This is a genomic window from Winslowiella arboricola (assembly GCF_025527015.1).
GTDB classification, from domain to species: Bacteria; Pseudomonadota; Gammaproteobacteria; order Enterobacterales; family Enterobacteriaceae; genus Erwinia; species Erwinia arboricola.
On sequence record NZ_JAODIM010000042.1, the window covers coordinates 470,946 to 483,478 of the forward strand.

Sequence of the window (12,533 nt, forward strand, 5' to 3'; positions counted from 1 at the left end):
TAATACGGGTTTCAGCTCAGTATATCATCCGGACATCATGCCAGCATTTGCGATCAGAGGAAGACGAAAGTACACCTGCAACGCCAGAAAAGCGGCAGGAAACAGTAACTTCAGCCAGGATTAGCGCACACTCATTGATAACCGGTAACGATGAATTTGCAAAACCGATGGCACAAAATCGGCGCGCTCTGTTTTACGCTGGGCGGGCTGCAATATTTACTGGCGGAAAGCGTCAGCGCGCTGGCGTGGGTACAGCCGCACTATGTCTACAGCCAGAACTATATCAGCGATCTGGGGATCCCGCAGTGTGGCCCGCAGATCTGCTCGCCGCTGCATGCGGTAATGAACAGCGGTTTTGCGCTGGAAGGTATCCTGTTTTTCAGCGCCTGCTGGCTGTTGCGCAGGCAGCTGAGCGGCTGGGGACGCATCCTGATGCTGCTTACCGGCCTGCTGCACGCGGTCGGCGGCGTGCTGATTGCGCTATTTCATAGCGGCGGCGCGGCGGCAGGCGTGACGCTGCATGAAACCGGCGCAGTCATGGCTATCGGCGGCGGCAACCTTTGTCTGATTAGCGTCGGCGGATGGCTCTGCTCGCGCCGCCAGTGCCGGATTTACAGCTGGCTAAGTCTGCTTGCCGGTATTGCAGGTTTGCTGTGTATGCTGACCATCCCGCTGGCGTGGCTGCCAACTGGCCTGATTGAGCGTGCCGCGGTCTATCCGATTACCGGCTGGCAGATCCTGACCGGGTTGATGCTGTTGCTGAAAGCAAATAAACGCTATACCTCTGGCTAAAAATGGTTATGTTATCAGCATCATTTTTTTTCCTGAGGCTCTCGTTATGCCAGCAAAAGTCGCCGTTATTCGTGTTGTCACCTCATCCGATCAGCATTTCCTTGATATGCATCAGACGCTGATCGCCACGGTTTGTCCGCAGACGCAGTTCACCACCCGCTGTCTGCCGGATCAGCCGAACGGCATCCATAATCAGGCGACGCTGGCGCTGGCTGAACCTAAGCTGCTGGCGCTTGGGCAGCAGTTTCAGCAGCAGCAGTATGATGCGCTGGTGGTCAGTTGCGCCGCCGATCCGGCCGTGGCGCAGCTGCGCGCGCAGCTGACGATTCCGGTGATTGGTGCAGGCGAGGCCTGTTGTCGGCAGGCGCTGACGCACAGCGACCGGGTGGGAGTGATTGGCATTGAAGCGGAAGCGCCGGCTACCTTTCATCAGGTGCTGGGCGAAAAACTGCTGGCTTACCATCAGCCGGACGGCGTGAACTGTACTCATGATATTCATACTGACGCCGGCAAAGCGGCGATTATCGCCGCAGTGCTGGCCTGCGAAGCGGATGGCGCTGAAGTGATTGCGCTGGCCTGTACCGGTATGGCCACTACTGATGTGGCGGCGCTGGTGGCGCCATTTACCCGACTACCGGTGATTAATCCGGTGATCGCCGCCGGTCACGCGGTGGCCGCGCTACAGACACAGTTTGCCTGACAACGCGGTCAGACATGCTGGCCGCCATTGACCTGAATTTCCGCACCATTGATATAAGACGCACCCTGGGTACAGAGAAACCATACCAGCGCAGCAACCTCTTCGGGTTTCCCCAGACGCTGTAACGGTACACTGCGATCAACAATCTCGGCAGTGCCCGGCGACAGAATGGAGGTTTCGATTTCGCCCGGCGCGATGGCATTGACGCGAATGCCCGCCGGGCCAAATTCGTGCGCCATTTCGCGGGTTAACGCGGAGAGCGCCGCTTTCGAACTGGCATAGGCAGCGCCAGCAAACGGATGCACCCGGCTGCCCGCTATCGAAGTGACGTTAATAATATTGCCCTGGCAGGCTTTCAGTTCATCAAACAGGCCGCTGGCGAGGATCGCCGACGAGAACAGATTGACGTTAAATACTTTCATCCAGGTGGCGTAATCGGTCGCACGAATACCAAGGCGTCCGCCAGCGGCATCTTTTGGCGAGATGCCGGCGTTATTGACCAGCGCATCCAGCCGCCCGCCCAGCAGGTTTTTAATCATCGGCAGGCTGCGGTGGATCTCATCGATATCTTCTAAATCCAGATGGATATGGTTTAGTAAACCTTCGGCCCACGGACACTCTTCCACCCAGCTCTGGCGTGACGCGGTATAGATTTTCCAGCCTGCGGCATGGAAATGTTTTACCGTGGCATGACCGATACCACGACTGGCACCGGTAAGAAGCAGGGTCTTTTTCTGCTGCTGCATAACTGGACCTCCATTGTGATTAGCTGCGCAGCCGCTCACTGCGGCGGCGAAGAACTTCCATGACGATTAACAGTATCAGTGATGCGCCAATCATCAGGCTGGCCGCGGCTGCGATGGTCGGATCGAGGTTTTCGCGGATACCGGCGAACATCTGAATCGGCAGGGTACGCTGGCGCGGGCTGGCGAGAAACAGGGTTACCACCACTTCATCAAACGATGCGGCAAAGGCGAACAGCGCGCCGGAAAATACCCCCGGTGCAATCAGCGGCAGGGTGATTTTACGAAACACCAGCAGCGGACTGGCGCCGAGGTTTGCGGCGGCGCGCGACAGGTTGGTGTCGTAGTTTTTCAGTACCGCGGTGACGGTAATCACCACAAACGGCACGCCAATCAGCGCATGGGCCAGCACCAGTCCGGGATAGCTGTTAAGCAGTGACAGACGGGCAAAGAAGAAGAACATACCGACGGCGATAATCACCACCGGCGCTACCATCGGCGAAATAATAATCGCCATCACCAGCCCTTTACCGCGAAACTCGCCGCGCACCAGCCCCATCGCCGCCAGCACCCCGAGTACGGTGGCCAGCAGGGTGGCGAGCGGGGCGATTAACAGACTGTTGCCCAGCGCACCCAGCCACTCCTGCGAGTGGAAGAAGGTCTGATACCAGCGCAGGGAGAAGCCGCTTAACGGATAACTGAGAAAGGATCCGGCATTAAACGACAGCGGTACAATCACCAGAATCGGTACGATAAGAAAAAGCAGAATTGCCGCGCCATAGAAGTTAAAGGCATATTTCCACAGGCGTAACAGTTGTGAGCCATGTTGTTTCATTACGCTTCTCCGTGATTAATGACGCGCGGCTTCAGCCGGGGTACGGGTGACGCGGATATAGACGATATACAGCAGGATAACGATTATCAGCAGCTGCGTGCCTAACGCGGCGGCCATACCCCAGTTCATGGTGGTATTGGTAAAGAAGGCAACAAAGTAGCTGACCATCTGATCTTCCGGTCCGCCCAGCAGCGCCGGGGTGACGTAATAGCCAATCGCCATCATAAATACCAGCAACGCACCGGCGGTAACCCCCGCATAAGTCTGCGGCACATACACCCGCCAGAAGGCGCTAAACGGATGCGCGCCAAGGGAGATCGCCGCGCGCACATAGTTTGGCGAGATGCCTTTCATCACCGCATACAGCGGCAACACAATAAACGGCAGCAGAATATGGGTCATTGAGATATAGACGCCAACGCGGTTAAACACCAGCGCCAGTGGATGGTCGATAATCCCCAGCCACTGTAGCGAACTGTTGATCAGACCGCCGGACTGCAACAGCACGATCCAGCTGGCGGTACGCACAATCAGCGAGGTCCAGAACGGCAGCAGCACCATAATCATCAGCAGATTGGCGCGCCCCACCGGCTGCTTTGCTAACCAGTACGCCAGCGGATAACCGAGCGCCACGCAAAACAGCGTGACCACCGTCGCCATCCATAAGGTGCGCAGCAGCACATTAAAGTAGAGCGCCTGATCGGCTGGCAGTTTTTCGATTCTGCCGCTGTCGCCATCGACTTTGCGGTCAAAGACCGACAACAGATAGTAGGGGGTAACGGTGGCCGACGCGCGTTGCAGCGCCTGCCAGGTGCTGATTTTGCCCCAGTCGGGCAGGGCGGCGATTAAGGTCTCTTTGACCGGCGCGCCATCTTTTGGCATCTGGCGTGGCGTGGAGACAATCAGGCGACGAAAGCGGCTCTCTTCATAACTCATACGTTTGGCGACGGCGGCAATCTGTCCGCGTTCGCGCGCCGCCACCAGTTCATTGCCGACCGTAGCGAACAGCGCTTCGTCAGGCAGGCTGACGCCGTCCCATTTTTGCAGCGCCGCCACGCTGTTCGGCAGCGTATTGGTCAGTTCCGGGTTTTGCACGCTCTTTATCAGAATCGAACCAATCGGGAACAAAAAGCAGACCACCACAAAAGCCAGTAACGGGGCGATAAGCCACAGCGAGCGGCGTGTTTTAGCGGCATCGACTTTGCGCAACCGCTGGTTCAGGGTCGGACCGTCGGTGGCAGGGGCGTTGTTGATGGCGTTGTTCATCACGGGATTCTGGCTCAATGGCTGGCTCCTTTACGGGTTAAATCGGCAGGATGCGGCCGGTGAAGGCCGCATCGCAGGTTATTTCGCCGCCCAGGCGTTAAAGCGTTGCTCCAGATCTTCACCGTGTTCGATCCAGAACTCGGTATTGACTTGCAAAGAGACGGCCAGGTTATCCGGCGCTGTCGGCAGGTTTTTCAGGATGCTGGCATCAATCAGCGGACTGGTATTTTTGTTAGTGGGGCCGTAAGGAATGTTTTCGGCGAAAACTTTCTGATTTTCCGGCTTGTTAGCAAAGGCGATAAACTCCTCAGCCAGCGCTTTATGCTTACTGCCTTTCACAATCGCCCAGCTGTCGAGGTCATACAGGCTGTTATTCCATACCGCTTTAAAGTCATGCCCCTCTTTCTGCGCGGCGCTGATACGGCCGTTATAGGCAGTGGTCATTACCACATCGCCGGAAACCATCCACTGCAATGGCTGCGCGCCGGATTCCCACCACTGAATATTGGGTTTCAGCTGATCGAGCTTCTTAAATGCGCGCTCGACACCGGCCGGGGTCGCCAGCACTTTATAGATATCTTCGCGTTTTACGCCGTCCGCCAGCAGCGCGATTTCCATGGTCAGCTTGGCGCTTTTACGCATGGCGCGTTTACCGGGAAACGCTTTTACATTCCAGAAATCACGCCAGTCGGTGGGCGCTTTCTTCAGTTTCTGCGCATCGTAAGTCAGCACCGTTGACCAGAGGAAAATCCCGGCGCCACACTCACCAACAATGGTGCCCGGCACGAAATCGTTTTTGTTACCCAGCTTGCTCCAGTCCAGAGGTTCGAACAGCCCTTCATCACAGCCGCGCACCAGTTCCGAGCTTTCCACTTCCACCACATCCCAGCCAACCTGACCGGTTTCGACCATGGCGCGGATCCGCGCCATTTCGCCGTTATATTCGCCCGGTTCAACGCTGCCTTTGCCAGCAGCGGCGAAAGGTTTATAGAAGGCTTTATCCTGAGCGTCCTTATTCAGACCACCAAAAGAGACCACGGTCAGCGTTTCCGCCTGCGCGGCAAAGGCCATGGTGGTTAATACGGCGAGAGCGGCCAATTTCTTATGCATGCTGTGACTCCTCGGTATCCCGGTAATAAGTGAAATAATCGATGCCCGAAAAACGGGGTAACGGTCAGATGTATGATGCATCATGTTTTTACATGGATTTTGTAGTGCATTTTTCGTGCCATCACGCATCCTGCGGCACACAGCCCTTGTTGCATATTCAGCGGCGGCGAGTCTGCACCAGCCTGGTGCGAAATCCCCACCGCGGGTGCTTAACTTTGCAGAATGGTGGTCAGGCGGCTGAGGCCTTCACGGAACTGCGCGTGGGGAATGGTCAGCGGATAAAGAAAACGAATTACGTTGCCGTGGGTGCCGCAGGTCAGCAGAATCAACCCGGCGGCCAGCGCGCGCTGCTGTACGTTGCGGGCGATCTCCGCCGAGGGTTTACCACTGGCCGGATCGTTAAACTCCACTGCCACCATCGAACCGCGGCCGCGCACATCGGCGACCGCCGGGTGATGACAGCCTTTGACGCTCTCCACCAGCTCTGCGCCAAGTTGCAGCGCACGCTCGCACAGCTGCTCTTCGGCAATCACCTCCAGTACCGCGCAGGCGGCGGCAATCGCCACCGGATTACCGGCGTAAGTGCCGCCCAGTCCACCCGGCAGCGGCGCGTCCATCACTGTGGCGCGACCGGCAACGGCGGAGAGCGGAAAGCCGCCACCCAGGCTTTTCGCCATGGTGATCAAATCGGGTTTAACGTCGTAGTAGTCGCTGGCGAACATTTTGCCGGTACGGGCAAAGCCGCTCTGGATTTCGTCGGCAATCAGCAGAATGCCGTGCTGGTCGCAGAGGTCACGCAGGGCGGTAACAAACTCTGGCGGGGCGATATTAAAACCACCTTCGCCCTGGATCGGTTCATACAGGATCGCCGCCACCTGTTGCGGGGCGATATCGCAATGGAAAATATCCTCAAGGCTTTGCATCGCGTCGGCAACGCTGACACCCTGTTGCTGATTAGGGTAGCGGGCATGGAACACCGAAGCGGGGAACGGACCGAAGCCGGTTTTATACGGCGTGACTTTGCCGGTCAGCGCCATGGTCAGCAGGGTGCGGCCATGGAAGGCGCCGGTGAAGGTGATCACTCCCGGGCGTCCGGTGGCGGCACGGGCAATTTTTACCGCATTTTCTACCGCTTCAGCGCCGGTACTGAAGAATGTGGTTTTCGCTTTTCCGGCGATTGGCACCAGCCTGTTCAGGCGCTCGGCCAGCGCAATATAATTTTCATATGGCAGCACCTGGAAAGCGGTATGGGTGAAAAACTCCAGCTGTTCACGTACGGCGGCCAGCACTTTGGGGTGGCGATGGCCGGTGTTCAGTACGGCAATACCGGCGGTGAAATCGATATACTCACGGCCATGCTGATCCCAGAGGGTGGCGTTTTCCGCTTTCGCGGTAAAGAAATCACACATCACGCCAACGCCGCGTGGCGTGGCATCGAGACGGCGTTGCTGAACTTCACTGATGCTCATGGGGTTACCTCACTCAATTCCCGCTGCGGTTATTCCGCGTTGATTCCGTATGCTGCCCTTGCTTTTTAGCCTTCCGGCGGTTGTATTATCCAGAGCCAGTTTTAATTATTTCGAGGTACCAATTTGCGATCGTTACTTGGCGACCTGCTCGCCCACCGCTTAAGCCGGATGACAACTGGCGCGCTCAGCAAGCGTCTGTACGACGCGTTACAGAGTGCGATTCAGGAGGGCGCTATCGCCCCCGGTGCGCGGCTGCCCGCCACGCGCGACCTGGCTGCGGAACTTGCCGTATCACGCAATACCGTGCTGGCGGCCTACGAACAGTTGCAGTCCGAGGGCTATCTGCAGACCCGTGCCGGAAGTGGTACTTTCGTCAGCGATCCACTGCCCGATTTGTGCCCGACGCCGGAGGGGGCGGCGAAAAAACCGCTCAGTACGCCATTCAGCCCGTTGCGGCTCTCCAAACGGGGCAATACGCTGCTAAGCCGCAGCGGCGTCGGCCCGTTCCAGTGGGGCGCGTTTATGCCGGGAGTGCCGGATGTCAGCCATGTGCCGCATGATATCTGGCGCAAAATTCAGCTGCGGCTTAGTCGCCGGATGCCGTTTGCTTCGCTGACCTATTCACCGCACGGTGGCTGCCTTGAACTGCAACAGGCGCTGGCGGACTATCTGCGCGTGGTGCGCTCGGTGGTCTGCACGCCGGATCAGATTGTGATCACCGCCGGAACCCATCAGTCGCTGGATCTGCTGGCGAAGATGCTCTGCGACCCCGGCGATAGCGCATGGATGGAAGAGCCGGGTTACTGGGGGATCCGCAATGTGCTGGCAGTGAACGGGGTGAAAATAGTTCCGACAGCGGTCGATAACGGCGGGATGAATCCGCCGCAGCATGAGGACGCACTCACGCCGCCGCGGCTGATTTGCGTCACCCCCTCGCATCAGTATCCGCTTGGCGTGGTGATGAGCCTGGAACGGCGTCAGCGCCTGCTGAGTCTGGCACGCGAATGGGGCAGCTGGGTGGTGGAGGATGACTACGACAGCGAATTCCGCTTTGCTGACAGCCCGATTCCGGCGCTACAGGGGCTGGCGCCGGATGCGCCGGTGATCTATCTCGGCACCTTCAGCAAAACCCTCTATCCCGGCATCCGAATCAGCTACATGGTGCTGCCGAAGCAGCTGGCGCCGCGGATGAAAATGGCGCACTCCGAACTGTATCGCGGCGGCAATGGTCTGGTACAGCTGACGCTGGCGGAGTTTATTCGTGAAGGTCACTACGCCGCCCATGTGCGGCGTATGCGTCAGCTGTACAGCAAGCGCCGCGCTGCGCTGGTGGCGGCGATTACCCGCGAGCTGGGGCCGCAGTTTCTCAATCTGCAGAATAACGCCGGGCTGCATCTGGTGCTGGTGCTGCCGGATACCATCGATGATGTGGCGGTCAGCGCCGAGCTGGAACAGGCTGGCGTCCTGACGCGCGCACTGTCGGGATATTATATGTCCGGCGCTAAACGGCGTGGGCTGTTACTGGGCTACGCCTGTGTTGATGAAGCGCAAATGGCAGAGACCTTTGCGCCGATTGCGCACTGCCTGAAGCGGCATTTGCATCGTGACGGGGCACCGGCATGAGCAGGCGCGTTGCGCCGTCGGGGTTGCCTGATACTGTCAAAGGGATAACCTTATTGTTTTGCAGGATATTTTGAAAAGACAATAGAAAACAATAGCCTGAGGCGATAATCCTCAGGCTTTTTTTTCGCATTTTTTGTCAGATGCTACTTGTTTCGGCAAATCTTCAGTGGTAATCCTAAAAAAAGACCCGCCACCGGAAAGTTCGCATTACCCGATGATGCAGGAATCATGCCGGGTGAATTGCCAACGCGTTTGAGAAGAGAATGCCATGAGAACATTTGTCAGTTTCCGCAATATCAAAAAGAGCTACGACGGCGACAAGCTGGTGGTTCGTAATCTCAATCTGGATGTGGAAGAGGGGGAATTTCTCACTCTGCTTGGCCCCTCCGGCTCCGGTAAAACCACCAGTCTGATGATGCTGGCCGGGTTTGAAACCCCGACAGACGGCGAGATTTTACTGCGCGATCAGCCACTGCATACCCTGCCGCCGCATCAGCGCGATATTGGCATGGTGTTTCAGAACTACGCGCTGTTTCCGCATATGACCGTGGCGCAAAATCTGGCGTTTCCGCTGAATATTCGCCGCATGAACCGTTCCGATGTGCAGGATCGGGTGAAACGCGTACTGGATATGGTGAAACTGACCGATCTGGCGGACCGTTATCCGGCGCAGATGTCAGGCGGTCAGCAGCAGCGGGTGGCGCTGGCGCGTGCGCTGGTATTTGAACCGAAACTGGTGCTGATGGATGAACCGCTGGGCGCGCTGGACAAGCAGTTACGTGAACATATGCAGATGGAAATCAAACAGTTGCATGAGATGCTCAATCTGACCGTGGTTTATGTCACTCATGATCAGAGCGAGGCGATGACCATGTCGAATCGCGTGGCGGTGTTTAATGACGGCATGATCCAGCAGATGGACAGCCCGAGTAAACTGTATGAAGAACCGAACAACGCCTTTGTTGCGCAGTTTATCGGCGAGAATAACACCCTGCTGGCAACGCAGGCGGGGATTAGTGGGGATTATTATCAGGTGAAACTGGATGACGGCACCCAGCTTGATGCGCTGAAAGTGCGTCCCAGCTCACCGGGCAAAAAGATCCAGCTCAGTATTCGCCCGGAACGGGTGAACGTTAATGCACCGGAAGCGGGCGACCAGCAAATCCGCGCGCGTATTCAGCAGTTTATCTACCTTGGTGACCATGTGCGCATGCTGACCGAAGTGGCCGGGCAGGGTAATTTTATGGTTAAACTGACACCGGCAAAAATCGATCCGCGCTGGCGGCCGGGCGATGAAGTGCTGCTCTCCTGGCAGCGACACCATCTGCGCGCGCTGGATGTGATGATTCAGTGAGCGGTTTCGGCCGTTATCATCACAACTTCTGCAAATCATCGGCACGGGCGGCGAGAACGCCGCCCCTACGGGTTACATAATTTTGCAGGGGCGGCGTTCTCGCCGCCCGCTGCTTCGTCGCTGGCCTGATAGCTGGCTTCCATCGCATCCAGCGCGGCTTTATTATCCTGCCCCCACTGATACATCAGCTCGATTGGCTCGGCGAAGGTGCGTCCCAGCGCAGTTAGTTCATATTCCACTTTCGGCGGCACCACATTAAATACATTACGCGTCACCAGACCACGGCGTTCCACTTCGCGTAACGACTGCACCAGCATTTTCTTTGAAATGCCATCCAGGCTGCGCTGCAGTTCGCCGGTACGACATTTGCCGCCGGGCCAGTGGTACAGCGCATGGATCACCATGGTGGTCCATTTTACTGAGAATAATTCCATTAAGCGGCGTGGCTCTGAGTCCGCATAAAACATCATTTTGCCGTTCACCATCACAGGCATATGGTCACCATTTGGTATCTATGTCCCAAAAGGGTAACTACTACCAATAGTGACGCCAGTTGTCTATAGTGCCTCCCCGCAAATTTACCTGACCCGGAATGCCCTATGAAAATTAAAGGCCTTGTTGCCAGCGCTGCCCATCTGCCTCTTGCTACCGCCACGCTGGATGCGCGTGATATGCAACCTGATGATATTTGTATTGATATCCTCTATTGCGGCGTATGCCATTCCGATCTGCATATGGCGCGCAATGAATGGGGCGTCAGCATCTATCCGATGCTGCCAGGCCATGAAATTGTTGGCCGCGTGCTGGAAAGCGGTAATAACGTCACTGGCTTTAAAGCGGGTGACCTGGTGGGCGTCGGCGTGATGGTCGACTCCTGCGGTCACTGTGCGGCGTGCGCCAGCGCCGAAGAGCAGTACTGTGAAGCCGGTTTTACTGCCACCTATAACGGTAAAGATAAGTACACCGGCGGCACTACCTATGGTGGCTATGCGCAGAGTATGGTGGTCGACAGTAAGTTTGTGGTTTCCGTGCCGGAAAACCTTGAGCTGAGCGGCGTTGCGCCACTGCTGTGCGCTGGCGTGACCGTCTGGTCGCCACTGCGTCACTGGAACGTTAAGGCCGGAGATAAAGTCGGCGTCGTTGGCCTCGGTGGTCTCGGCCATATGGCGGTGAAACTGGCCAGCGCCTTAGGGGCGGAAGTGACGCTGTTTACCACCTCCGCGCACAAGGGTGAGGATGCCCGACGTCTGGGAGCAACATCGGTGGTGGTATCGACCGATGCGCAGCAGATGGCGGATGCGGCAAACCATCTCGATCTGATTCTTGATTGTGTGGCGGCGCCGCACGATCTGGATGCCTATCTGCGCACACTGAAGACCAATGGTCATCTGGTGCTGGTGGGAATTCCGGATAGCCGTCATCCGGCGCCGGATGTGACGCCAATGGTATTCCGCCGTCTGAGTATTAGCGGCACCTCGATTGGCAGCATCCGTGAAACCCAGGAAGTACTGGATTTCTGTGGTCAGCACAATATCACCGCCGACATTGAGTTAATTAACGGCGAACAGATTGAAACTGCATTTGCCCGCATGCTGAAAAGCGATGTGAAATACCGCTTTGTGATCGATATTAAAAACAGCGCCTGGTAACGACCCAGCGCCGGGGGATTGCCCCCGGCTGCTGCGAAAAATCACTCTATCTCAGTGGCATAGTTGCTGACCGGAGTGATTTTTTTGATCAGCTTATTATCAAACAGAAATTGCTCATACGCCTGATAACGTGCACGATCCAGCTGCGCCGGATCGCGGGCAAACAGCGGCAGCGTTTTTTGCCATGCACGGTGGTTAAGCGCAGTATTCAGCTCCGGGTGGCTGCTGGCGAAGCTGTTCCAGGTCTGCTCAGGATGGGCCTGCAGATAGTTAGCGCCTTTTCGCAACGCGGCGAGGAACTTCTTAATTTTCGGCTGGTTCACTTCGGCTTTGTTGGCGACTATAATCAGTTCGTCATAGGCCGGAACGCCATAATCCTCGACGTTGAATACCACCGGTTTTTTGCCCTGTAACTCCAGCTCCACCGCTTCAATATTGCGATAGCCGCCAATAATGGCATCCACCTGGCCCGCCAGCAGCGCGCTGGTCAGCTGAAAATTCACGTTAATCATCTTCACATCACGGGTGCTGAGTTGCTGCTGGCGCAGCATGGTGCCTAATGTCGCCTCCTCAATACCGCTAACCGAAAAGCCGATTTTTTTGCCGCGCAGATCGGCTGGCGAAGTGATGCTTTTATCCAGTGTCATCACTGTATTAAGCGGCGAGTTAATCAGAGTGCCGACGCGCATCAACGGTAAACCCTGATCGGCGAAAAAGTGCAGCTGTGGCTGATAGGTAATGGCGAGATCCGCCTGGCCTGCGGCGACAAGGCGCGGTGGCAGCGCCGGATCGGACGGCGGCACGATTTTCACCTCCAGCCCTTCATCTTTAAAGGCGCCGATCTGTTCGGCGACCATAATCGGCGCATGATCGGGGTTTATATACCAGTCGAGCACCAGGGTGATTTTATCGGCAGCGCTGGTTTGGGCGGCAAACAGGGCGGCGAGCGTCAGTGCGGGCAGGGATTTGCTTATCATTTTAATGACCTTTTT

At 56.8% G+C, this 12,533-nt stretch carries 12 protein-coding genes; 5 read left to right on the forward strand and 7 right to left on the reverse strand.

Annotated elements, in window-relative coordinates:
* Positions 1-150 precede the first annotated feature (150 nt).
* Both N5923_RS16530 and N5923_RS16535 read left to right on the forward strand, forming a co-directional pair.
* Positions 151-792, forward strand: a complete 642-nt coding sequence (locus tag N5923_RS16530; RefSeq protein ID WP_267141959.1) for a DUF998 domain-containing protein — start codon at positions 151-153, stop codon at positions 790-792.
* Between the two features lie 46 nt (positions 793-838).
* Positions 839-1,492, forward strand: a complete 654-nt coding sequence (locus tag N5923_RS16535; protein ID WP_267141960.1) for an aspartate/glutamate racemase family protein — start codon at positions 839-841, stop codon at positions 1,490-1,492.
* 8 nt (positions 1,493-1,500) lie between these two features.
* Here N5923_RS16535 and N5923_RS16540 read toward each other — a convergent pair whose 3' ends face one another.
* The 5 genes from N5923_RS16540 to N5923_RS16560 all read right to left on the reverse strand — a co-directional run bounded on the left by N5923_RS16540 (position 1,501) and on the right by N5923_RS16560 (position 6,915).
* The gene (locus N5923_RS16540) at positions 1,501-2,238 is read right to left on the reverse strand and encodes an SDR family NAD(P)-dependent oxidoreductase (RefSeq protein ID WP_267141961.1); all 738 of its coding nucleotides are present in this window, start codon (positions 2,236-2,238) and stop codon (positions 1,501-1,503) included.
* A 19-nt stretch (positions 2,239-2,257) separates the two neighbouring features.
* A complete protein-coding gene (locus N5923_RS16545) occupies positions 2,258-3,070 on the reverse strand; it encodes an ABC transporter permease (RefSeq protein WP_267141962.1) in 813 nt (270 codons plus the stop codon).
* Positions 3,071-3,085: 15 nt separating this feature from the next.
* The gene (locus N5923_RS16550) at positions 3,086-4,354 is read right to left on the reverse strand and encodes an ABC transporter permease (protein WP_407704478.1); all 1,269 of its coding nucleotides are present in this window, start codon (positions 4,352-4,354) and stop codon (positions 3,086-3,088) included.
* A 60-nt stretch (positions 4,355-4,414) separates the two neighbouring features.
* Positions 4,415-5,446: an ABC transporter substrate-binding protein gene (locus N5923_RS16555; RefSeq protein ID WP_267141963.1), complete on the reverse strand. Its 1,032-nt coding sequence runs from the start codon at positions 5,444-5,446 to the stop codon at positions 4,415-4,417.
* Between the two features lie 209 nt (positions 5,447-5,655).
* Positions 5,656-6,915 carry a 4-aminobutyrate--2-oxoglutarate transaminase gene (locus tag N5923_RS16560; RefSeq protein WP_267141964.1) on the reverse strand — a complete coding sequence of 420 codons (1,260 nt, stop codon included), beginning with the start codon at positions 6,913-6,915 and terminating at the stop codon, positions 5,656-5,658.
* A gap of 123 nt (positions 6,916-7,038) precedes the next feature.
* Here N5923_RS16560 and pdxR point away from each other — a divergent pair, with 123 nt between their 5' ends.
* Together pdxR and N5923_RS16570 are read left to right on the forward strand one after the other, a co-directional pair.
* The gene (gene pdxR, locus N5923_RS16565) at positions 7,039-8,538 is read left to right on the forward strand and encodes a MocR-like pyridoxine biosynthesis transcription factor PdxR (RefSeq protein ID WP_267141965.1); all 1,500 of its coding nucleotides are present in this window, start codon (positions 7,039-7,041) and stop codon (positions 8,536-8,538) included.
* A 268-nt stretch (positions 8,539-8,806) separates the two neighbouring features.
* The gene (locus N5923_RS16570; protein ID WP_267141966.1) at positions 8,807-9,892 is read left to right on the forward strand and encodes an ABC transporter ATP-binding protein; all 1,086 of its coding nucleotides are present in this window, start codon (positions 8,807-8,809) and stop codon (positions 9,890-9,892) included.
* Positions 9,893-9,957: 65 nt separating this feature from the next.
* Here the strand turns inward: N5923_RS16570 and N5923_RS16575 are convergent, their stop codons facing one another.
* A complete protein-coding gene (locus tag N5923_RS16575) occupies positions 9,958-10,386 on the reverse strand; it encodes a winged helix-turn-helix transcriptional regulator (protein ID WP_267142576.1) in 429 nt (142 codons plus the stop codon).
* Positions 10,387-10,491: 105 nt separating this feature from the next.
* On the opposite strand from N5923_RS16575, the gene N5923_RS16580 reads away from it, so the two are divergent.
* Positions 10,492-11,541, forward strand: a complete 1,050-nt coding sequence (locus N5923_RS16580; RefSeq protein ID WP_267142577.1) for an NAD(P)-dependent alcohol dehydrogenase — start codon at positions 10,492-10,494, stop codon at positions 11,539-11,541.
* 41 nt (positions 11,542-11,582) lie between these two features.
* Here the strand turns inward: N5923_RS16580 and N5923_RS16585 are convergent, their stop codons facing one another.
* Positions 11,583-12,518 (reverse strand): ABC transporter substrate-binding protein, encoded by a 936-nt coding sequence (locus N5923_RS16585; RefSeq protein WP_267142578.1) that lies wholly within the window; start codon positions 12,516-12,518, stop codon positions 11,583-11,585.
* Positions 12,519-12,533 lie beyond the last annotated feature (15 nt).

Excerpts from the sequence above, each read along its gene's own strand:
- N5923_RS16555 (WP_267141963.1), bottom strand. The coding sequence starts at position 5,446 with ATGCATAAGAAATTGGCCGCTCTCGCCGTATTAACCACCATGGCCTTT.
- N5923_RS16580 (WP_267142577.1), top strand. The coding sequence starts at position 10,492 with ATGAAAATTAAAGGCCTTGTTGCCAGCGCTGCCCATCTGCCTCTTGCT.
- N5923_RS16575 (WP_267142576.1), bottom strand. The coding sequence starts at position 10,386 with ATGCCTGTGATGGTGAACGGCAAAATGATGTTTTATGCGGACTCAGAG.
- N5923_RS16535 (WP_267141960.1), top strand. The coding sequence starts at position 839 with ATGCCAGCAAAAGTCGCCGTTATTCGTGTTGTCACCTCATCCGATCAG.
- N5923_RS16585 (WP_267142578.1), bottom strand. The coding sequence starts at position 12,518 with ATGATAAGCAAATCCCTGCCCGCACTGACGCTCGCCGCCCTGTTTGCC.
- N5923_RS16560 (WP_267141964.1), bottom strand. The coding sequence starts at position 6,915 with ATGAGCATCAGTGAAGTTCAGCAACGCCGTCTCGATGCCACGCCACGC.
- N5923_RS16545 (WP_267141962.1), bottom strand. The coding sequence starts at position 3,070 with ATGAAACAACATGGCTCACAACTGTTACGCCTGTGGAAATATGCCTTT.
- N5923_RS16570 (WP_267141966.1), top strand. The coding sequence starts at position 8,807 with ATGAGAACATTTGTCAGTTTCCGCAATATCAAAAAGAGCTACGACGGC.
- N5923_RS16540 (WP_267141961.1), bottom strand. The coding sequence starts at position 2,238 with ATGCAGCAGCAGAAAAAGACCCTGCTTCTTACCGGTGCCAGTCGTGGT.
- N5923_RS16530 (WP_267141959.1), top strand. The coding sequence starts at position 151 with ATGAATTTGCAAAACCGATGGCACAAAATCGGCGCGCTCTGTTTTACG.